At 34.4% G+C, this 18,435-nt stretch carries 19 protein-coding genes and 2 pseudogenes; 14 read left to right on the top strand and 7 right to left on the bottom strand.

Features of this window, described 5'->3' with window-relative positions:
- Positions 1–159 precede the first annotated feature (159 nt).
- Together C7K42_RS06505 and C7K42_RS06500 are read left to right on the top strand one after the other, a co-directional pair.
- A complete protein-coding gene (locus C7K42_RS06505) occupies positions 160–480 on the top strand; it encodes a hypothetical protein (protein ID WP_103099588.1) in 321 nt (106 codons plus the stop codon).
- Positions 481–882: 402 nt separating this feature from the next.
- Positions 883–3,534: a TrlF family AAA-like ATPase gene (locus C7K42_RS06500; protein WP_103099587.1), complete on the top strand. Its 2,652-nt coding sequence runs from the start codon at positions 883–885 to the stop codon at positions 3,532–3,534.
- A gap of 405 nt (positions 3,535–3,939) precedes the next feature.
- On the opposite strand, the gene C7K42_RS06495 is transcribed toward C7K42_RS06500, so the two are convergent.
- The 4 genes and pseudogenes from C7K42_RS06495 to C7K42_RS06480 all read right to left on the bottom strand — a co-directional run bounded on the left by C7K42_RS06495 (position 3,940) and on the right by C7K42_RS06480 (position 6,131).
- On the bottom strand, positions 3,940–4,137 hold the full coding sequence (locus C7K42_RS06495) for a hypothetical protein (protein ID WP_103099586.1): 198 nt from the start codon (positions 4,135–4,137) through the stop codon (positions 3,940–3,942).
- Positions 4,125–4,307 (bottom strand): annotated as a pseudogene (locus tag C7K42_RS06490) (ATP-binding protein); the annotation flags it as partial. The pseudogene C7K42_RS06490 and the gene C7K42_RS06495, both read right to left, overlap by 13 nt.
- A 606-nt stretch (positions 4,308–4,913) precedes the next feature.
- The gene (locus C7K42_RS06485) at positions 4,914–5,801 is read right to left on the bottom strand and encodes a hypothetical protein (RefSeq protein ID WP_124175410.1); all 888 of its coding nucleotides are present in this window, start codon (positions 5,799–5,801) and stop codon (positions 4,914–4,916) included.
- A gap of 42 nt (positions 5,802–5,843) precedes the next feature.
- The gene (locus C7K42_RS06480) at positions 5,844–6,131 is read right to left on the bottom strand and encodes a helix-turn-helix domain-containing protein (RefSeq protein ID WP_103099584.1); all 288 of its coding nucleotides are present in this window, start codon (positions 6,129–6,131) and stop codon (positions 5,844–5,846) included.
- Positions 6,132–6,189: 58 nt separating this feature from the next.
- On the opposite strand from C7K42_RS06480, the pseudogene C7K42_RS13135 reads away from it, so the two are divergent.
- The 3 genes and pseudogenes from C7K42_RS13135 to C7K42_RS06465 all read left to right on the top strand — a co-directional run.
- Positions 6,190–7,368, top strand: a pseudogene (locus C7K42_RS13135) (PTS transporter subunit EIIC); the annotation flags it as partial.
- Entirely contained in the window at positions 7,369–8,085 is a 717-nt protein-coding gene (locus C7K42_RS13130) for a glucose PTS transporter subunit IIA (protein ID WP_307718926.1), read from the top strand. It abuts the pseudogene before it with no gap.
- Positions 8,086–8,328: 243 nt separating this feature from the next.
- Positions 8,329–8,607: an AbrB/MazE/SpoVT family DNA-binding domain-containing protein gene (locus C7K42_RS06465; RefSeq protein ID WP_103099581.1), complete on the top strand. Its 279-nt coding sequence runs from the start codon at positions 8,329–8,331 to the stop codon at positions 8,605–8,607.
- 426 nt (positions 8,608–9,033) lie between these two features.
- On the opposite strand, the gene C7K42_RS06460 is transcribed toward C7K42_RS06465, so the two are convergent.
- The gene (locus C7K42_RS06460; protein WP_014123807.1) at positions 9,034–9,435 is read right to left on the bottom strand and encodes a type II toxin-antitoxin system HicB family antitoxin; all 402 of its coding nucleotides are present in this window, start codon (positions 9,433–9,435) and stop codon (positions 9,034–9,036) included.
- A 38-nt stretch (positions 9,436–9,473) separates the two neighbouring features.
- A complete protein-coding gene (locus tag C7K42_RS06455; protein ID WP_028790511.1) occupies positions 9,474–9,665 on the bottom strand; it encodes a type II toxin-antitoxin system HicA family toxin in 192 nt (63 codons plus the stop codon).
- 129 nt (positions 9,666–9,794) lie between these two features.
- Here C7K42_RS06455 and C7K42_RS06450 point away from each other — a divergent pair, with 129 nt between their 5' ends.
- From C7K42_RS06450 to C7K42_RS06420, 7 genes are all read left to right on the top strand, one after another.
- Entirely contained in the window at positions 9,795–10,739 is a 945-nt protein-coding gene (locus tag C7K42_RS06450) for an acetamidase/formamidase family protein (RefSeq protein WP_103099580.1), read from the top strand.
- A gap of 93 nt (positions 10,740–10,832) precedes the next feature.
- On the top strand, positions 10,833–11,066 hold the full coding sequence (gene relB, locus C7K42_RS06445) for a type II toxin-antitoxin system RelB family antitoxin (RefSeq protein WP_103097398.1): 234 nt from the start codon (positions 10,833–10,835) through the stop codon (positions 11,064–11,066).
- Positions 11,067–11,470: 404 nt separating this feature from the next.
- Entirely contained in the window at positions 11,471–12,322 is an 852-nt protein-coding gene (locus tag C7K42_RS06440) for a PRD domain-containing protein (RefSeq protein WP_124175408.1), read from the top strand.
- A 91-nt stretch (positions 12,323–12,413) separates the two neighbouring features.
- Positions 12,414–14,309, top strand: coding sequence for a beta-glucoside-specific PTS transporter subunit IIABC (locus tag C7K42_RS06435; RefSeq protein WP_103099578.1), 1,896 nt, complete (start codon positions 12,414–12,416; stop codon positions 14,307–14,309).
- Between the two features lie 248 nt (positions 14,310–14,557).
- Complete coding sequence (locus C7K42_RS06430; RefSeq protein ID WP_061841114.1) at positions 14,558–14,836, top strand: AbrB/MazE/SpoVT family DNA-binding domain-containing protein; 279 nt, start codon at positions 14,558–14,560, stop codon at positions 14,834–14,836.
- A 5-nt stretch (positions 14,837–14,841) separates the two neighbouring features.
- Positions 14,842–15,171 (top strand): type II toxin-antitoxin system PemK/MazF family toxin, encoded by a 330-nt coding sequence (locus tag C7K42_RS06425; RefSeq protein WP_061841113.1) that lies wholly within the window; start codon positions 14,842–14,844, stop codon positions 15,169–15,171.
- Positions 15,172–15,569: 398 nt separating this feature from the next.
- Positions 15,570–16,397, top strand: coding sequence for a hypothetical protein (locus tag C7K42_RS06420; RefSeq protein WP_103099577.1), 828 nt, complete (start codon positions 15,570–15,572; stop codon positions 16,395–16,397).
- Positions 16,398–16,463: 66 nt separating this feature from the next.
- On the opposite strand, the gene C7K42_RS06415 is transcribed toward C7K42_RS06420, so the two are convergent.
- Positions 16,464–16,934 carry an RNA polymerase sigma factor gene (locus tag C7K42_RS06415; RefSeq protein ID WP_069028666.1) on the bottom strand — a complete coding sequence of 157 codons (471 nt, stop codon included), beginning with the start codon at positions 16,932–16,934 and terminating at the stop codon, positions 16,464–16,466.
- Between the two features lie 315 nt (positions 16,935–17,249).
- On the opposite strand from C7K42_RS06415, the gene C7K42_RS06410 reads away from it, so the two are divergent.
- Together C7K42_RS06410 and C7K42_RS06405 are read left to right on the top strand one after the other, a co-directional pair.
- Positions 17,250–17,480: a type II toxin-antitoxin system Phd/YefM family antitoxin gene (locus tag C7K42_RS06410; RefSeq protein WP_083207542.1), complete on the top strand. Its 231-nt coding sequence runs from the start codon at positions 17,250–17,252 to the stop codon at positions 17,478–17,480.
- Positions 17,481–17,609: 129 nt separating this feature from the next.
- The gene (locus tag C7K42_RS06405) at positions 17,610–18,389 is read left to right on the top strand and encodes a Fic family protein (protein ID WP_103099576.1); all 780 of its coding nucleotides are present in this window, start codon (positions 17,610–17,612) and stop codon (positions 18,387–18,389) included.
- The last annotated feature ends 46 nt before the right edge of the window (positions 18,390–18,435 follow it).

Raw genomic sequence — 18,435 nt, 5'->3', positions numbered from 1 at the left:
CGCTTCCTCCTGACGAAAACAATGGAATGAGCTGGTAGTCAAGCTGAATCTACTAATACAGACTCGTATTATACAGAAGGGTCAACTAGTAATGAAATATCAGAAACAGACAATATAGATACAGTAGAAACTACAGAAGAAGATATTACAGAGAATGAAGTGAAAAGCGAAGTAAGTTTAGGAACAATTCCTTACGAAGATTTAGACACTTCTGATAGTATTCAAGCCAAAGCTCAATATTTAGGATGTTCTATCGAAGACGATGGTGAAAAGATATACTTCATTCCTGAAATATCTGCTACTATTCAAAATTTAAATCTTTATATTTCTTGTGATGGGAACGAAGGCTATTTTGATGATTTCCTAGATGGAGCTAGTGAAGTCAGTCTCCAAACTGGAGGAAAACCGGTTAATATTTTAGATGGAAACGGTGAAATAATTATAATTGCTGAAAATGGAAAAATTATTTATAGTATATAATTGTTTAGTATAACGTTTTAACAAGGCAATATAAAATAAATTTTTGGTGTTGTTGCACATTTAGTTTAGTAACTTAGGGAACTATTTTATTCTATTATACACGTTTGTCTTGCAATCTTATTCCACGTACTAAAGAAAGCACATTTTGCCATATTCGTTAATTTGAAGGTTAAATTTTATTTGTATTGTTTGCAATAGCCTGATCTCCTTTGTAGCAATATTATTGGATACGTTATACAAAAGTATTTCCACAATTTTAGTCTAACGCCAAAAAATGAGGTGTGTAATAAGTTAGTTCTACCAAATCAACTATTGAAACGTTGATTATAATGTAAAAATAATTATTCTAATGACAAGTAATGAGAACAACAAAAAAGAAGAATTAATTAGGAGTGATTTTTAATGGAGAGAAGAGGTTCTGAATGGAATCGATGGGATTTACATATACATACACCAAATACTAAATTACATGATAATTTTGAAGATAGTGATGGAAATAAGGTTAGTGAAAGTAAAAATAGTAAAATATGGAAAGAATACTGTAAAAAATTAAATGATAGTGGGATTAAATGCTTTGGGATTACTGATTATTTTTCAGTAGAAAATTATTTGTTCCTCAATGAAAATAGGAATAACTTTGGTCTAGATAATTCTATTATATTATTTCCTAATATTGAATTGAGGGTGGCAGGTTTAGTTTCTAAAAGTAAAAATAAAGGCTCTCATAGACATGTAAACGTTCATGTTATTTTTCCAGAAAACTCTACTCAAGGCGAATTAGAAAAATTTTTATCAAATTTAAGAGTAGAAAAGTCAGATGGAAGTGAGTTGAATTTTAAAGATAACTTAAATGAGATAATTGAAAAAGACCAGTTCTCATACGTTCCTACTTATAAAGATATGGAAAGCGCTTTAAAGAAATCGTCGGGAGAAGGATACAAGAGCAAGACTTTAATTATGATTCCAAATGGGGACGATGGGTTATCTCCAAATATAGGGACCGCTTTTGAACATAATCGTGGTTTTATGAATAAATCAGTTAGTATAATACAAACTACTTCGAAAAATGACATTGATCACTATTTAAATAAGGTCCCTAAATATTATGGAAGATCTATACCTTGTGTTTCAGGAACTGATGCTCATGATTTTAAAACCTTTAATAATTATCCTAAAGAAAAATCAACTTGGATCAAAGCAGATTTAACTTTTGAAGGATTAAAAAGTATCGTTTATGAGCCCTTTTATAGAGTGAGAATCCAAGCAAATAAACCATCTACCAAAGTTGAATCTAAAATAATTAGTCATGTAAAACTTCCGGCAAAAGAATTTAACGAACAAACTGTGTATTTTAATGATGATATGAATGTTATTATAGGAGGGCGTTCTAGTGGAAAATCTTTACTTTTATCTATAATAGGAAAAAAAGCTGGTTATCAAGAAGATATAAAGGGAGGAAATGAAAACTATAATAAACTTATAGAAAGTAAGATGGATGATACGAAACTTTATTATAGGAATGGTAACCCAGTTGAAAATATAATAATTGAATATTTTTATCAAGATAGTTTACAACAAATTGCGCGTGATAGAAATTTACGTAACAATTTTATCAACGAAACTATTACTAATTTGAATACCATAAATAATATTTATAAAGAGTTAGGTTTAAACAAATCTGCTTTAAACGAGGGTGTTACTGAATTATTAAAGAATAAAAAAAGTCTTGAAATGCTACACAATGATAACAAAGTATTGCAGGAAGAAGAAGAGTTAGAAAAGAATATTGAAGAAATAAAAACAAAAATAAACGAAAATACAGTGACATTTACTGAAGATCAGAAGTCTTATATCCAGAAGTTTGTTAAGCAAATTGAGGAAAAAAAAGAAAATATAAGCGAACTTGACACAAAATTAGAAAAAATAAAAGAAGTTCAGGAAGTGGATATAATTGGATTTAGTAAGAATCTTTCAGAAAGCTCAATTGTCTTTTTAAAAAGAAATTTTCCGACTCTTGAAGATGAATTAAAAACGATAAATTCAACATATAAGAATTCTATAAAAAAATTAGAAAAAGAATTAACAATTGCTAAAAATGGATTTACAGAAGAAATTGAAAAAGTAGAATCTGATAGCCTGATGGAGAAGTATTATGAAAGCATCGAAAAAACTCCATCTTTAAAAAAGCTAAATGATGATTTACTTGCTGAAAGAAATAATCTAAGAAAAAGACAAGATAATAATAGTGAAATAAAATCAGTTACTAAAAAGATTAATAAAAATGTAAACGAAATCTGTGAATTGGTTAAATGGGAAAATTTTGTTAATTCTGAGGAAGTTCTTTCTTCAGGAAAATTAGTTATTAAATACGAAACTAATGTTAACCAAGAAAATTTGTCTCGATTGTTCCGTAAACATTTAAAAACAAAAACAACAAATTATAAGGAAATTACTACAGGTGGATTCAAAAATATTATTAATTTTGATGAAGAACCGGTGACTTTAAATTCTGATGATTTTTTGGTTACTTTAAAAAATATAATAGGCTTAATGGAGAAAGAAAGCTTTAAAAGCGAATATAGTTTAAGTACTTTCTTAAATGAAATTTGTAAATTAAATTATATTCAACAGGATTATAATATTACTTATGAAGGTGTTAACTTTGATACAATGTCTGAGGGAAAGAAGGCGTTAATTTTACTTCTAATAAAGTTAGAAGTTGGAGAAAAAGATTGTCCTTTATTAATTGACCAACCAGAGGATAACTTAGACAATCGGTCAATTGTTGAAGATATTGTCGGATATTTTAAGAAAGAGAAATTAAAAAGACAACTGTTCGTGGTTACACACAATGCAAATATCGTTATAACTGGTGATAGTGAAAATGTTATAATAGCTAATGAACATGATCAACAGCATCCGAATCCAAATAAAGAAAAGTATTATTATAAAAATGGTAGTCTGGAAGGAAAAGTAATAAAAGATGAAGTTTGTGAAATTTTAGAAGGAGGAGTTGAAGCCTTTAGAACAAGAGAAAGCAGATATAATTTTTAATTAACGAAGTTAATAGTTTTGTTATAATGAATATATGACTGTTTTAAAGAAGGAAAAAGCGATGAATAAAAAATATAAGGAGCTATTTATATTAGGGAGTACGCCGCTCTCAAAGAACCACTTTGTCGGAATGAATAGAACCAGTTAAAACGCCATTTTGAGAACCACCTGAATCGTTAAATCTAGAGCCAGTCAAGCTAATGATCCTTCTACGGATCACTAGCTTTTTTGCTTCCTTGGGCAAATTTCAGTATAAATAAAGTATCCCTTGTATGAGCATTGCGGCCGCATTGAGCCGCTTCTGCGGAGTTGTGAGCCACTATCGGCGGAGAAAAGAGCCAGTAAATGCGGAAATATGGAGCCATTGAAATAGTTTCGTACTATTCCAATGGCCAGCGATCCTATCTAAAATTTTTGTCTTCTAAATTGCTCATCAATAATTTCAATTGCCCAACGGACAAGTTCGTCATGATCTAAGGCCTCCTCTTCAGTCCATATACAGATGGGCAATAGTTTATCTTCAATTTGGTTCATCACTTCATCAGGTAAATACATTCGAAAAAAATAATTTGCTATCCAATTTTCAACTTTTATAAGGAGCATTTAGACGCCTCCAAACCATGACGTTCTCTCATAGAGACTTTACCATCTACTAGAATTTTATAAGAATCATAGACAATACGATCAAGAATCGCATCTGCTACCTGCGCCTGCCCCAGTTTTGAATGCCAGCCTTCCGGTGCGAATTGAGAGCAGAATATCGTGGAAGTCCGATAAGCGTAAGGGATTTTACCGTGCTCACGTGCTTCTGTTGTGCACTCATGATGCAATAAGCTTAAAGTGATATTCTTTTTCTGTAGCGCGTTGCACACTTTCTCCCAATTGCCTGTTTCTCTGGAAAAGAAAGGTCTTCAATCATGAATCGTTCATAATATTGTTCAAACTGATTGTTCTTTGACTGACGCCATCAAAATACAACTCCAGAATCTTCCAACAATGAACCATACAAGAGGTTAGGAAAGAGGTTAGGACATTTAACTTGTTGGCTCACCTGCTTGCCGACGGTGGCTCTATTCTCCGCAGAGGTGGCTCAATCCAATCCATCCGCAATAATCACAACTCATCATCTTTACTTAGAACATACGTCAGAAAATAATCGCAATACTCAACAGAAACCTGTAAAGTTTAGCTTTTCATAAGTTTCCTCGTAAAATATCTTATTTTCTGATGGGTTTCAGTGGATTCTTTGCTAAATAAAGATTAAATAAATTTATGTATACATACAAGAACTGTATATGTGGTAATGATAATAATTACTTAATTACTTTTACTTTCTTGAGAAAAGAAATCTCATTAACTAAGCTAGGCTGATGCATTGTTCAACTAAGATTGTTAGCAGAATGCTTATGCCTTGTCTTCACTGTAGCTTTAATACGACCCAAGTCATTTTTGGGTAACGAAGGGCGAACCTGTATGATTGTTTGTTGCTCTGAAACTGCCTCTAAAGAATTAATTGTGGTAACGATAATATCAGCCAAATGAATATTTTCTTCAAACTTAATATTTTTATCTTTTAAGTGCACATCTATTTTTTCTTTTAAAAGATGACGATGAGCTCTTGAAGTATTGGTACAGATGAAAATAGAAATTTCTGGCATAAATGTTAATAACGGAACAAAATAAATACAATTTAATAGTGATGCATGTTTTATACTGGGTCGATTAGCATATATAGGCTCAATTTCTGAAAAGTTTCTCCAAAATTTTTCAAAATAGGAAAAATAAATAGGATATTTTTTTTCTAAATAGTTAATATCTAAATCCTCAAGATAAGGCATTATGTCCGCTTCAAGCTTGATCATAGCATCACATTGTAATTGTTTTGTCAGCTTTTTTTCTGTGAACCTTTTTTGTTCTTTGGTCATAAAGAAATAATGTTGTTCAAAACAAGCAATCCATTGTTCAATCTCTTTAGAAAAGGGGTTGATTTTTTTTACCTCTATAGCTTTTTCTAACGATATGTAATCTAATGTATATAGAAATAATAAAAAGAATTTCCAATCATTTTCTTTCCAGTCAATTAGAAAATTTGGCTTGTCTACAAATTTATAATTCTCAAAAAAACCTGAAAGTTCAGGATCATCATTTAATAAATAACCTTCTTCTACAGCATATTGATTAACAAAAACCCAAATAGATAAATATTCAATTTCGATTTCATTCAAAGATAGGTTTAAGTAATGAAAAATTCGGTTTGTTTGTAGCAAATAGTCCTTTGCTTGTGAATAAAAAAGAAACATAGATAAGTCTTAATAATTTAAGGATAAAAAAATAAACTCACCGATTCGAATCATATTTTCGTTACCAGTAAGCTTCATACGATCAGAGATGGATATATGTAAGTCATAATTACCAAGTAAACGGACTGTTTTTTTCATTTTTCTTATTAAAGTAGACTTAGAAATAAAGTTTTCTTCACAATGATCTAATGTTGATAAGTCTCGATTAATAAGTAAACTAAGCGTGGTATTATAGCGAATACTTTTTTCGTTAATTGCTTGCGTTAATAAATTAAAATTAACCTTTTTCCGCTTCATTCTTACCCCATCGTGTTGACTAATAATAAATTCAATTTCTTTACGAGGAGGAAAAAAGATGTCAAAATATACAGATTTAGCCACCGAATTGATTGAATTAATGGGTGGTAAGAAAAATATCAAAGCCGCTTGGCATTGTGTGACTCGGTTGCGTTTTAATGTTGTCGATACTCGAAAAATACAACTAGATAATATCAAGAAAATCAAAGGAGTCATGGGGGCGCAGTTTTCTGGCGAACAATTCCAAGTAATTATCGGAAATGAAGTGGACGATGCTTTCGAAGCTGTTCAGGAACAGTTAGGCGATATCGCCTCTTCGGAGACAGATGAATCTGCAGAAAAATCTAGTAAAGGCATCATTAGTCGCTTAATGGACTTTATTTCCGGTACTTTTACACCTGCTCTACCGGCAATTATCGGGGCTGGGCTTTTAAAAGGTGTCGTTTCTCTTATTGAAGCTTTCAATTGGATGCCAACTGAAGGTGCAGCATTCAATATATTACAGATGATATCTGATGGCGCCTTTTATTTCTTACCATTTCTTTTGGCAGTTTCAGCTGCAAGAAAACTGAAAACAAATGAATATCTAGCAATGAGTATCGCAGGTGTTTTATTATATCCGACCATGGTTGATGGCTTCAATGCGTTATCTGCAGGTGAAGCAGTACAAGAATTAAATTTATTTGGTATTTTACCCGTTCCTTATCTGAATTACAGCTCATCAGTCATTCCGATTTTACTAGCCGTCTAGTTTTTGAGCCATGTCTACCAATGGGTTAAAAAATGGATGCCTAAATCGGTGACTTTAATGTTTAGTCCAGTTTTAACCTTGCTGATCGTAGTTCCAGTGACTTTAATTGTCTTAGGACCAATCGGAACCTATATCGGTGCAGCTTTGGCTGGAGGGATTTTGTGGTTGTTTGAAAATTTTGGTCTTCTAGCAGGTGCTTTGTTAGGGGCAACATGGCCACTGCTCGTAATGACTGGTATGCATTGGGCAATTATGCCGATGGCTATACAAATCTATGCTGCTCAAGGATATGAAGGTTTTATGGGACCTGCAATGTTAGCAGCTACTTTTGGTATGACAGGCGCTACTTTTGCAGTTTTATTTAAAACCAAAGATGAAAATATGAAGCAAATCTCATTATCTGCTGGAATTTCAGCACTATTAGGTATTACAGAACCAGCTATGTATGGTGTAACTTTGAAGTTAAAAAAACCTTTTATCGGAGCTATGACAGGTGGAGCAATTGCTGGGGCAGTACTTAATATATTCAGTGTTAAAAGTTTCAGTATGGGTATACCGGGGTTGATTGTACTTCCTGGTTATGTCGATCCCAATAATGGGATGAATTTTCCAATTACTATTATGGGCTCGATTCTTGCCATTATAGTTGCTTTTGCCATTACCTGGATCCTAGGTTTTGAAGATGAAACGACTGACGAAGTTGAAAAAGTCGATTCTTCAGCGGACACAGTCAAAGCTTCGGGCGAACAAATCAAAATAGCATCACCAGTGAACGGACAATTTATTGCTTTTGAAAATCTTAGTGATGAAACCTTTGCGCAACAAATTATGGGACAAACCACAGCTATTCAGCCAAGTTCAAATGAAATTATTGCGCCATTTGATGCTGAGGTCACTTTAGTGGCAGAAACAAATCACGCGGTAGGCTTGAGAAGTAGTGATGGTATTGAGTTATTGATTCATTTGGGTATTGATACTGTTGAATTAAAAGGAAAAGGCTTCAAACCACAAGTGACACAAGGTGATCAAGTGACACAAGGAGATCTATTGATGGAAATGGATGTAGTAGCTATTAAAGAAGCAGGTTATGATCCAGTGGTCTTAAGTATTGTGACCAATACTGCGGATTACTTAGATGTTATTTCAACAGCAACAGAAGAAGACATTGTTGTCGGAGATAATATAGCTGCTGCAATAAATTAAGTTATTGCGATAAATGGAAAAAAGTTATAAGTAGAGAGTTTTAGTGAGAATTTTTAGTAAAAGAGCCTAGGAAATGGCAGAGAAAATCCTCTATTTCCTAGGCGTTTCTGTTGAGTGAAAAGGAATATAATGGAATTTGTACTTTTATAGGTAACGTATTATAATTTTAAGTATACATTTCTTACTTTTATTTTGTTTTTTTAGTAAAATGTAAGAAGTAAGACGCCTGAAGGAGGGGTTTTTATGATCGATCAAGTAGCTCCCAAAACTTCTAAAGTTTCTAGTAAAGGACAAGTTGTTATTCCAGTTGAACTTCGTCGTAAACTAGATTTACAAGATGGGGATCAAGTCACCATTGATGTTAATGATAATAATGAGCTTGTTCTTAAAAAATTACCAACTGCTTTAGATTGGCATAACTTAATTACGTCTATTCCTAATGAAAAGGTTGATGTTGATCAAAATGGCCACTATAATCCCGAAAAAGCTCCGCATTTTCATGATTGGATGAATGAAGACTAACTGTTATATTATGGAGCCATATAAGTTTACCCAAAAAAGCATTAATTCAAACGAAAATTACTGTACGGAAGAACAAAGGATGAAATCAAAGTTGAACGCCAATGTACAGAAGGTTTCAACCAAAACTACTTATTTCCTGTTAAAAATAAAAGGGCGCAGTTTAATTAATATGAACTGCGTTTTTTTGTACATCCAGAAAGTAAAAAAACCGAGCTTTTAGAAAAAAGGTTATGCCAAGGATTAAATGAGTCCTTGAAAAAATTTACCAATCATTCAGAATTAGTTAATTACGTTAAGAAATCTGGGTCTTCATAAGCTGGGTTTGGATATGTGTAGAACCTTTTACCATTTTGACGACCAAGATAACCATTTAAGTAGAGGGGAAATAACATAGAAGTAAACAAATAAAAAGAAGCCTAACACATGCTAGACTTCTAGTTTTTCTTTTAGTGCTTCTGTAAGTGTTTCTGAGAAGTTGATACCGGCAGAATCTGCTCTTTCAGCAAGGTCTTCAGGGATTGTAGTGTTTTTCCTAACCACAGGCGTTTTAACTTTTTTAGCAGCAGCGATTAAATCTACGGTGACAAAACTAACAATTGCTTGAGGGTATTCTTCTTGTACAGTTTTTAAGTCAGAAGCTTCAGGCAGTTCTTCTTCATCATATAACATCAGCTCTAATGCTTCAGCTCCGTTAGATAATGCTTGAGGAATGCCAACACCTTCTGAAAGTGCGCCCGGGACATCTGGGAAAAGAACAGAATACTCACCAGTTTTATTTTCGCTATCGTCTAATACGGCAGGATAAGCTACAAAATTAGTTTTTACCATAGTGATTCCTCCTTAGTTTTTTAATCAAGGCAAGAGGGCTATTTTAGCCCTGCTTGCTTTAGGATGTTGTTGTAAGTGCCTGGTCTGATTTCGTCTTTTAAACTACTGTATGCTACTGTCACTTTATTACCTTGACCATTTTCATATCTATGATGGTCGCCTTTAATTCTTGTTTCAGTAAATCCATTTTTTTTAAGTAGTTTAATGACTTGCTTAGCTGTTTGAGGCATTTACTCAACTCCTTCCTATAACTATATTATATACGCATAATGCGCATAAGTCAATAGTGGATTGATTTGAATTGCTTATTCCAATTCCTTTGCTATATTTAAGGTTAAATAACAAAGGGGGCGTAAGCAATGGCAGAAACTCATAAATTTACAACGGATAGAGTTCACTACACTTGGCATAAAGAGCATGAACCTATTTTGACAATTGATAGCGGTGACACGGTGGTTTTTGAAACAAGAGAGGTATCGGATAATCAATTTAATTTTCACTCAACGACAGAAGCAATTTCGGAACTTGACTGGGATTATGTTTATCCTCTTTCTGGTCCGGTTTACATCAATGGTGCGGAGCCAGGAGATACTTTAGCTGTAGAAATCCTTGATTTGAAAACGAAACACTGGGGGCGGACGGCGGTTTTACCTGGTTTAGATTTATTAGCTGAAGATTATCCCGATGCCTATTTGCGTACCTTTGATCTATCCGATGGAAAGTATATTCATTTTAGCGACGATATCAAGGTGCCGATTGAACCTTTCCTAGGAACCATGGGTGTCTGTCCTAAAGATGGTGATGGGACTCCGATTATGCCTCCGGGAAACTTTGGCGGAAATTTGGATGTACGACAATTGACCATAGGAACGAAACTATATTTGCCAGTGCAGCAAGCGGGTGCTTTGTTTAGCTGTGGAGATGGTCATGCGGCGCAAGGTGACGGAGAAGTCTTTGTTTCGGCTTTAGAATGTCCCATGTATGCCAGCTTGAAATTTACAGTAATCAAAGCATCAGAAAAATCTATTCCTTCGCCTCAATTCCAAACGAAGGGCGGTTTAACGCAAAAAGTCAACCAAGATGATTTTTATGGCACGACAGGTGTCGGCCCCGATTTAATGACAGGTGCGCAGGAAGCGTTACGGGCTATGATCGATTATGTATCTGAAACCTATAACATGGAGAAAATTGATGCGTATCTACTTGCCAGTCTTTGTGTCGATTTGAAGATATCTGAGGTCGTTGATGCAGGGCAATATGTTGTTAGTGCATTATTGCCGCTTGCGATATTTGATCGTTCATAGGAATAAAAAAAGACGTAGTGTAATATCATGTGGATGGTGTTGCACTACGATTTTTTAGAAGCATAAGAATTGATCATAAAGGAGCTTTTTGATATGGCTATTATCACTGTACATGTTACTGATGAAGAGAAGAATTTTTTGGACGAGATGGTAAAGTTTGAGGAAAAGAGTTTGTCTGAACTATTAAAGACTACAACATTGTCATCTTTAGAAGACGCCTATGATACACAGGTTGGTGATGCAGCTTATGATGAGTATTTGCAAAACCCGCAATCCCGGCCTCTGTCAGAATTATTAGAGGAGTACGGCTTAGGAAAGAGCGAATAACTTTTCATGTAGAGATAATTTGTAGATTCGATGAGCAATTAAAAAATTAGATAAAGAAATAAGCTAAATGTTTATAAAGAATTCAGCTAAAAAAGTTATAGACGTTTTACGTACTCATCCGTTAATTAAAATGAAATAAACAAGTTTTTGAATACTTATCTTGCTATGTACTTAGTCTACTTTAATGGTACCTATTTGTGTGAGTAAGTATAAATTAACCAAGTCTACACGAAGAGAAAGCAGCAAAAATTATACGGTTTTCTTGACACCGATTACATTGTGAATTATACTAATCTTTAGCAAAATACGGACTGTTACTGATACGATCAGGCATAACCTACGTTCAAAAACATGCTTTTAGCTTGTGTTTTTGGCGTATTTTTTTGGAAAGGAGGTTTGAGTGGTTGAAGTTTCAAAAAAAGATCAATAATAGTGTGGCTTGGGTTATCAATGAAGAAAATGAAAAAGTCATTGCGATGGGTAAGGGGATTTCTTTTGGTAGGCAAACGGGAGAAGACATTTTTCGGGAAGAAATTGAACGTATTTTTACTCCTGAAACGCAACAAAAAGGGCCGAATGTGTTGTATCAAGCGATTGAAAATATCTCTGATGATGTTTTGCTACTGACTGAAGAAATCAGTGAACAAGCATCCAAGACTTTAAATATTGAAGGCTTTGATGATAGTCATTATCTGGCTTTGGCGGATCATTTAAATTATGCACTGAAAAGAAGTTCGCAAGATACCCTAGATTATCCTGAAAATTTACGTTGGGAAGTTAAAAAACTGTATCCGCAAGAAAACGAAGTCGCTATTGACGCCCTTTATACTATAGAGAAGAAAACCGGCATTCGCTTACCTAAAAGTGAACAAACTTTTTTAACTTATCATTTTGTCAATGCGCAGTATGATGTCAGGGCCAATATTCATTCGTCGCAGCTGGCAACGCTTATTAATCGAGCAATAGAAATTATAGAATATCATTATCAAATGACGCTTGACCAAAATTCAGTCAATTATATTCGTTTTAATACACATTTGCGATATTTCATTTTGAGACAGCTTAACCAGGAAAAAGAACCAAAAATCGTTGATGAACAACTGATCGAAGTCGTAAAGAATAATTATCGCAAAGCTTACCAAGCAGCAGAAAAGGTAGGTAAAATGATCGAGGCAAAGCAGGGCGCAGAGGTCAATAATGATGAACTTTTCTATTTGACTTTACATATCAATCGCGTGACGGAAAGGCAAAATTAAATAAAGTGGACTGTTACTGATTAAATCAGGCATAACCAAAGCTTACAAGATTTTTGTGAACTTTGGTTTTTTATTTTACAGGAGGAAAAAAATGTCAAAATATACAGATTTAGCCATCGAATTGATTGAATTAATGGGGGGTAAGAAAAATATCAAAGCCGCTTGGCATTGCGTGACTCGGCTGCGTTTTAATGTTGTTGATACCAAAAAAATACAACTAGATGATATTAAGAAAATTAAAGGCGTCATGGGAGCGCAGTTTTCTGGAGAACAATTCCAAGTTATTATAGGAAATGAAGTGGATGATGCTTTCGAAGCTGTTCAAGAACAGCTAGGCGATATCGCTTCTTTGGAGACAGACGAATCTGCAGAAAAATCTAGTAAAGGAATCGTGAGTCGTTTAATGGACTTTATTTCTGGTACCTTTACTCCCGCTCTGCCTGCCATTATTGGCGCTGGGCTTTTAAAAGGGATCGTCTCTCTTATTGAAGCTTTCAATTGGATGCCAACTGAGGGTGCAGCTTTTAATATATTACAGATGATATCTGATAGCGCCTTTTATTTCTTACCTTTTCTTTTGGCAGTTTCAGCTGCAAGAAAACTGAAAACAAGTGAATATCTGGCAATGAGTGTCGCAGGTGTTTTACTATATCCAACCATGGTGGAAGGGTTCAATGCATTATCTGCAGGGGAATCAGTACAAGAATTAAATTTATTTGGTATCTTACCCGTTCCTTATCTCAATTACAGCACATCGGTGATTCCGATTTTATTAGCTGTCTGGTTTTTGAGTCATGTCTATCAATGGGTAAAAAAATGGATGCCTAAATCGGTGACTTTAATGTTTAGTCCAGTTTTAACCTTGTTGATCGTGGTTCCAGTGACCTTAATTGTTCTAGGCCCTATCGGTACTTATATCGGTACAGCGCTATCCGGTGTTATTTTATGGTTATTTGAAAATGTAGGCATTTTAGCAGGTGCTATATTAGGTGGTGCATGGCCACTCTTAGTAATGACTGGGATGCACTGGGCTATTATGCCTATGGGGTTACAAATCTATGCTGCTCAAGGATACGATAGTTTTATGACTCCTGCAATGATGGCAGCTACTTTTGGTATGACAGGGGCTACTTTTGCCGTTTTGTTTAAAACCAAAGACGAAAGTATGAAACAAATTTCATTATCCGCGGGGATTTCTGCACTCTTAGGAATTACAGAACCGGCGATGTATGGTGTGACTTTGAAGTTAAAAAAACCTTTTATCGGAGCCATGACTGGTGGCGCAATCGCTGGGGCATTACTTAATGTATTCAGTGTTAAAAGTTTTGGTATGGGCATACCAGGGCTGATTGTACTACCGGGTTATGTTGATCCCAATAATGGGATGAACTTTCCAATGGCTATCATTGGTTCGGTGATTGCTTTTGTTTTTGCTTTTGCTGTTACCTGGATTATAGGGTTCGAAGATGAAACAACTGACGAAGCTGAAAAAGTCGAGTCTTCAGCAAACGCAGCCAAAACTTCGGGAGAACAAATTAAAATAGCTTCCCCCGTAAATGGTCAGTTTGTTGCTGTTGAAAATCTTAGTGATGAAACCTTTGCGCAACAAATTATGGGACAAACCACAGCGATTCAACCAAGCTCAAATGAAATTGTTGCGCCGTTTGATGCTGAGGTGACTTTAGTCGCGGAAACAAATCATGCGATAGGCTTGAGAAGTAGTGATGGTATTGAATTGTTGATTCATTTGGGGATTGATACTGTTGAATTAAAAGGACAAGGCTTCAAACCGCAAGTAAAACAAGGAGACCAAGTGACGCAAGGAGATCTGTTGATGGAGATGGATATAGCAGCTATCAAAGAAGCTGGATATGATCCAGTCGTCTTAAGTATTGTGACCAATACTGCCGATTACTTAGATGTTATTTCAACAGCCACCGAAGCAGACATCGTTGTCGGGGATAATATAGCTGCCGCAATAAATTAAGTTATTGCGACAAATGGAGAAAGACTGTAGTTGTAAGTAGAGAATTTTAGCGAAATTTTTAGTAAAAGAGCCTAGGAAATGGCGGAGAAAATCATCTAGTTCCTAGGCATTTCTATTGAGGGAAAAAGGATATTATGGAATTTATACTTTGCTAGGTAATGTATTATAACTTTAAGTATACATTTCTTGCTTTTATTTTGTTTCTTTAGTAAGATGTAAGAAGTAAGACATCTGAAGGAGGGATTTTTATGATCGACCAAGTAACTCCCAAAACTTCTAAAGTTTCTAGTAAGGGACAAGTTGTTATTCCAGTTGAACTTCGTCGTAAACTAGGTTTACAAGATGGCGATCAAGTCACCATTGATGTTAATGATAATAATGAACTTGTTCTTAAAAAATTGCCAACTGCTTTAGATTGGCATAACCTAATTACGACTATTCCTAATGAAAAGGTTGATATTGATCAAAATGGCCATTATAATCCCGAAAAAGCTCCGCATTTTCATGATTGGATGAATGAGGACTAACTTTTATGGAACCTATGGAACTTTATATTGCTGATGTTCCTTTTGACGAAAACAATCAATCTAAAATTCGGCCAGCTTTAGTTGTGGAAGTTAAAAGTAAGTACGTTACTTTATTCAAAATCACCAGTCAATATACGCATAAATCTGAAACAATCAAAGAGCTTTATTACCCCATTAAAGATTGGCATGCAGCAGGATTAAAAACTGCTTCTTATGTTGATACACATCGCACGTATGATGTGACTAAAGCAGCAGTTTTTAATCGTCGCCCCTTAGGGAAATTAACTGCCCATGATATTATGAGTCTGTATGAGTTTATTCAAAAAAAGCATTAGTTTTGTCTGAACTAATGCTTTTTTTGATACTTAATTACATTTATCGATGTCCTGCGCTAGAAAGCTTGGCAAAAGCTATAACAGTAAGACAAATGCCTATTCCTAGTTAATTTGCTATTTGATTATATATAAAAATGAATGTTCAAAATTTTATGATATTTAGCGTTAGTGCTAGTGGAATATATAAATTTTCTACCAGTACCTTTTTATATTTGCAGAGGTGTATTCCAAATAAAATTACATATAATTTTCTGAGAAACTGTTGACCATATAGGTAACAATGTGTCTACAGATAACATAAAAAAATTATTTTTCTTCAAAAGTTTTTTATAAAACCGTTTTCTTTTCCGACTGTTTATTTTATAATAGATGTAATCTAAAAGTGAGGAGCGTAGTCAATGGAAGAGAAAATTAGCTCTATATTGGGGCTAAATACTGAATTTGGAGTAGAGAGGCAGACGAAAACGTCAGAATTTCAACCAGAACTGGAAAAGCTTTTTGCATTTAACAATCGGGCGATAAATCAGCCTATGGATTTGAACCAGCTTTATACAGAAATCAGTATTGGAACCAGTGTCGATTTTGATGAAGAGATTTATGCAATTATACCGTATGAACAAGAAATTGATCACACATTTATTATTTATCAAAATACGGCGAAGATCGTTGATTTGGGGACAGACATTATTGTAGATCAGTTTTTGTATTATTATTGGAAAGTAGGATTTATAGAGTATAAGAAAACAGTAGAGGAATTTTTGTCTTTGAAGGTAAATAGTATCCCATTATCTTGTGAAAATTTTAGTTTAATTCCTTTTAGTATTTCAACCAACCCGAAAAGAGCGATATGGGTTAATCCGGGACGGATGAATGATTTGAGTTTTCCTTTTGGTCAGAGGGCGATTGTTTCTCTAGTGAATAATTTTGTTTTCTATTTGGATCGTAAAGCTAAAGCGATTTATGAAAAGATGCATAGAGCTTTTTTAGTTCATGGGATCATCAAACGATATGCAGGAAAAATGCCAGATGGTTGGAGAATGGGACTGTTAGAATATTTAGATGTTTCTTCTTCTTGCGTTATACGCAAAGCAATCAATGGACTGACTTTTCTAGAAATTCCTGGTTATGGAAAAGATTTTTATGGAAAGTGTATAGAGATACATGACAAGATGATCCAAGGAAATGAGAAGCAGCAAATTCTATCTGAATTGGAGATTTCAGAGTAATAAAATTTTTGCTATTATTTATACTCGACTTTAACCGAGTAAAGGCTAAAGCCGAGATTTTTTAATTTATCGGTTCTTTTTAAACAATTCTCTTAGACGCATGCGATAACGATGCCGGTTTTGCCGGGATAAGTCGACATTTTCTAACAAAGCTAATACCTTCTTTTGATCTTTTTCTTGTAATTGGTTGTAAGTCGTTAGAAACTCATCTAAGAAATCAACTTCAGAGTAGTTTGACTCTGCTTGTTGTAAATAAAGGACTTCCTCATCATTAATTTCATTTTCTTTTGGATCTTTCTTTCGTTTTTTGTCGATAATACTCCATAGTAAGAACCGATAGAGGTAGCTCACGTTACATTCTGCTTCAAATAAGCCTCGTGATTCATAAGGTTTGGCTTTTAAGAAAAATAGTAGCCGTAATTCCTGCATGTGGTCCTCATAATCTGGTTGCCCCGGAAAAATGCTACATTTACGTAACACTTTGTGGAAAAGTCGTTGGTAATCTTGTACGAGTTGGTTTAATTCTGTTGTTTGCATTGGATGTTATTCCTTTTTCTTATTATTCCTCGAGGTAGTTTCACTATAATCGGAATAATGAGAAGGAGAAAATTGAGCGGTGGTAAAAAATAGGTGGAAATAGTCAGAAAAGGGCCAAAGCGACAAGAAAATTATAAGTGGATAGCTATATAGTGAGATTTTTAAATTGTTGGTTTGCTATTTTAAGGGTAGTTTGTTCAATTTCTCAAGTTTAACGCTATTTTCATAGCTTAAAAATCATTGTTAGTAAAAAACGGTTCCTACTGCAAACCATTCGCAAAATATGATATAACCTTTATAAGGAGAGTGACCGTGATGGATATCAAGCCAATTTCTGATTTAAAAAATTATGATAAAGTGTTACAAGAAGTGGCTAATGGTGAACCTGTTTTTCTGACAAAAAATGGCAGAGTAAAGTATGCTATTATTGATACTGAAGACTATGATAAATTAAAAGTAAGTTTAGAAGTTGTTGAAAATTTGAAGGATGCGGAAGCTAGTGGAACTGTTGATATTGAGACAGCCAAAGAAGGGTTTCGTTTATGAGGTATCGTGTTTAATTATCTAATGAACGACTTAAAAGCGTTGTCTAGTTACTTAATACATAAGGAAGAAATGCAGTTGAAATTTGGTCAAAATTAACTGGTAGCTTTATTATGTAAGGAGCTAAAAAGCATGTATGGAAAGTACAGTCAAGACTATATCGAAGACGTACTCATTCGATTTGCTTATCATTCGACAGGAATTGAGGGAAACACATTATCTTTGAATGACACACGTATGATTTTACGATATGGTAGATTGCCTAGTGAACAAGGGCACAGCTTGCATGAAGTGTACGAAGTGGAAAATCACCGGCAAACCTTTGATTATGTCTTTCAAGAGGCCAAAGAGCAACAACCTTTTTCGCCACTATTAGTAAGAAATATTCATCGTTTATTGACCGACCATATTTTGGCGGACGGTGGACAATATAAAAGCGTGCAAAATTATATTTTAGGGACAGATTTTCAAACCACAGAACCCTTTGAAGTGCCTGTAAAGATTCAAGAATGGTGCGATAACTTAAACCAATCTTTTCAGCAAGCAAGGACGTTTGACGAAAAATTAACAGCATTAATAAAAAGCCATATTGAGTTTGAACGGATTCATCCGTTTAGCGACGGCAACGGTCGAGTAGGACGTATGTTAATTAATTATGGTCTGATCTTGGAACAAGCTCCTTTACTCGTCATTGAACGGAATTACCGTGACCAATATGTTCAATTTGAAACTAACCAAGACGTAAAAGGATTGGTTCATTATACCAAAGAAAAATTAATCAACGAACAAGAACGAATGGATAATTTTTACCAAACGGCTGCGAAACAAAAACAATTTGAAAAAGAACAATGGAAAAAAATAGATAATGGAGAAACGGAGCTTCCAAAAGATTTTTTCGGAAATGATAATTGAATACCTGAGAAACTAAAGCGCCTAGTAAACAGCTCGATAATCCCTG

This window comes from Tetragenococcus halophilus subsp. halophilus DSM 20339 (genome assembly GCF_003841405.1).
Taxonomy (GTDB): Bacteria; Bacillota; Bacilli; order Lactobacillales; family Enterococcaceae; genus Tetragenococcus; species Tetragenococcus halophilus.
This window is presented reverse-complemented; position numbering and strand designations above follow the sequence as displayed.

What these genes read in the sequence shown, in the direction of transcription:
- C7K42_RS06410 (WP_083207542.1), top strand. Translation starts at nt 17,250, where the DNA reads ATGGATATCAAGCCAATTTCTGATTTAAAAAATTATGATAAAGTGTTA.
- C7K42_RS06435 (WP_103099578.1), top strand. Translation starts at nt 12,414, where the DNA reads ATGTCAAAATATACAGATTTAGCCATCGAATTGATTGAATTAATGGGG.
- C7K42_RS13130 (WP_307718926.1), top strand. Translation starts at nt 7,369, where the DNA reads ATGACAGGTGGAGCAATTGCTGGGGCAGTACTTAATATATTCAGTGTT.
- C7K42_RS06495 (WP_103099586.1), bottom strand. Translation starts at nt 4,137, where the DNA reads ATGCTCCTTATAAAAGTTGAAAATTGGATAGCAAATTATTTTTTTCGA.
- C7K42_RS06460 (WP_014123807.1), bottom strand. Translation starts at nt 9,435, where the DNA reads ATGGTAAAAACTAATTTTGTAGCTTATCCTGCCGTATTAGACGATAGC.
- C7K42_RS06500 (WP_103099587.1), top strand. Translation starts at nt 883, where the DNA reads ATGGAGAGAAGAGGTTCTGAATGGAATCGATGGGATTTACATATACAT.
- C7K42_RS06480 (WP_103099584.1), bottom strand. Translation starts at nt 6,131, where the DNA reads ATGAAGCGGAAAAAGGTTAATTTTAATTTATTAACGCAAGCAATTAAC.
- C7K42_RS06430 (WP_061841114.1), top strand. Translation starts at nt 14,558, where the DNA reads ATGATCGACCAAGTAACTCCCAAAACTTCTAAAGTTTCTAGTAAGGGA.
- C7K42_RS06420 (WP_103099577.1), top strand. Translation starts at nt 15,570, where the DNA reads ATGGAAGAGAAAATTAGCTCTATATTGGGGCTAAATACTGAATTTGGA.
- relB (WP_103097398.1), top strand. Translation starts at nt 10,833, where the DNA reads ATGGCTATTATCACTGTACATGTTACTGATGAAGAGAAGAATTTTTTG.
- C7K42_RS06405 (WP_103099576.1), top strand. Translation starts at nt 17,610, where the DNA reads ATGTATGGAAAGTACAGTCAAGACTATATCGAAGACGTACTCATTCGA.
- C7K42_RS06450 (WP_103099580.1), top strand. Translation starts at nt 9,795, where the DNA reads ATGGCAGAAACTCATAAATTTACAACGGATAGAGTTCACTACACTTGG.
- C7K42_RS06465 (WP_103099581.1), top strand. Translation starts at nt 8,329, where the DNA reads ATGATCGATCAAGTAGCTCCCAAAACTTCTAAAGTTTCTAGTAAAGGA.
- C7K42_RS06415 (WP_069028666.1), bottom strand. Translation starts at nt 16,934, where the DNA reads ATGCAAACAACAGAATTAAACCAACTCGTACAAGATTACCAACGACTT.
- C7K42_RS06425 (WP_061841113.1), top strand. Translation starts at nt 14,842, where the DNA reads ATGGAACCTATGGAACTTTATATTGCTGATGTTCCTTTTGACGAAAAC.
- C7K42_RS06455 (WP_028790511.1), bottom strand. Translation starts at nt 9,665, where the DNA reads ATGCCTCAAACAGCTAAGCAAGTCATTAAACTACTTAAAAAAAATGGA.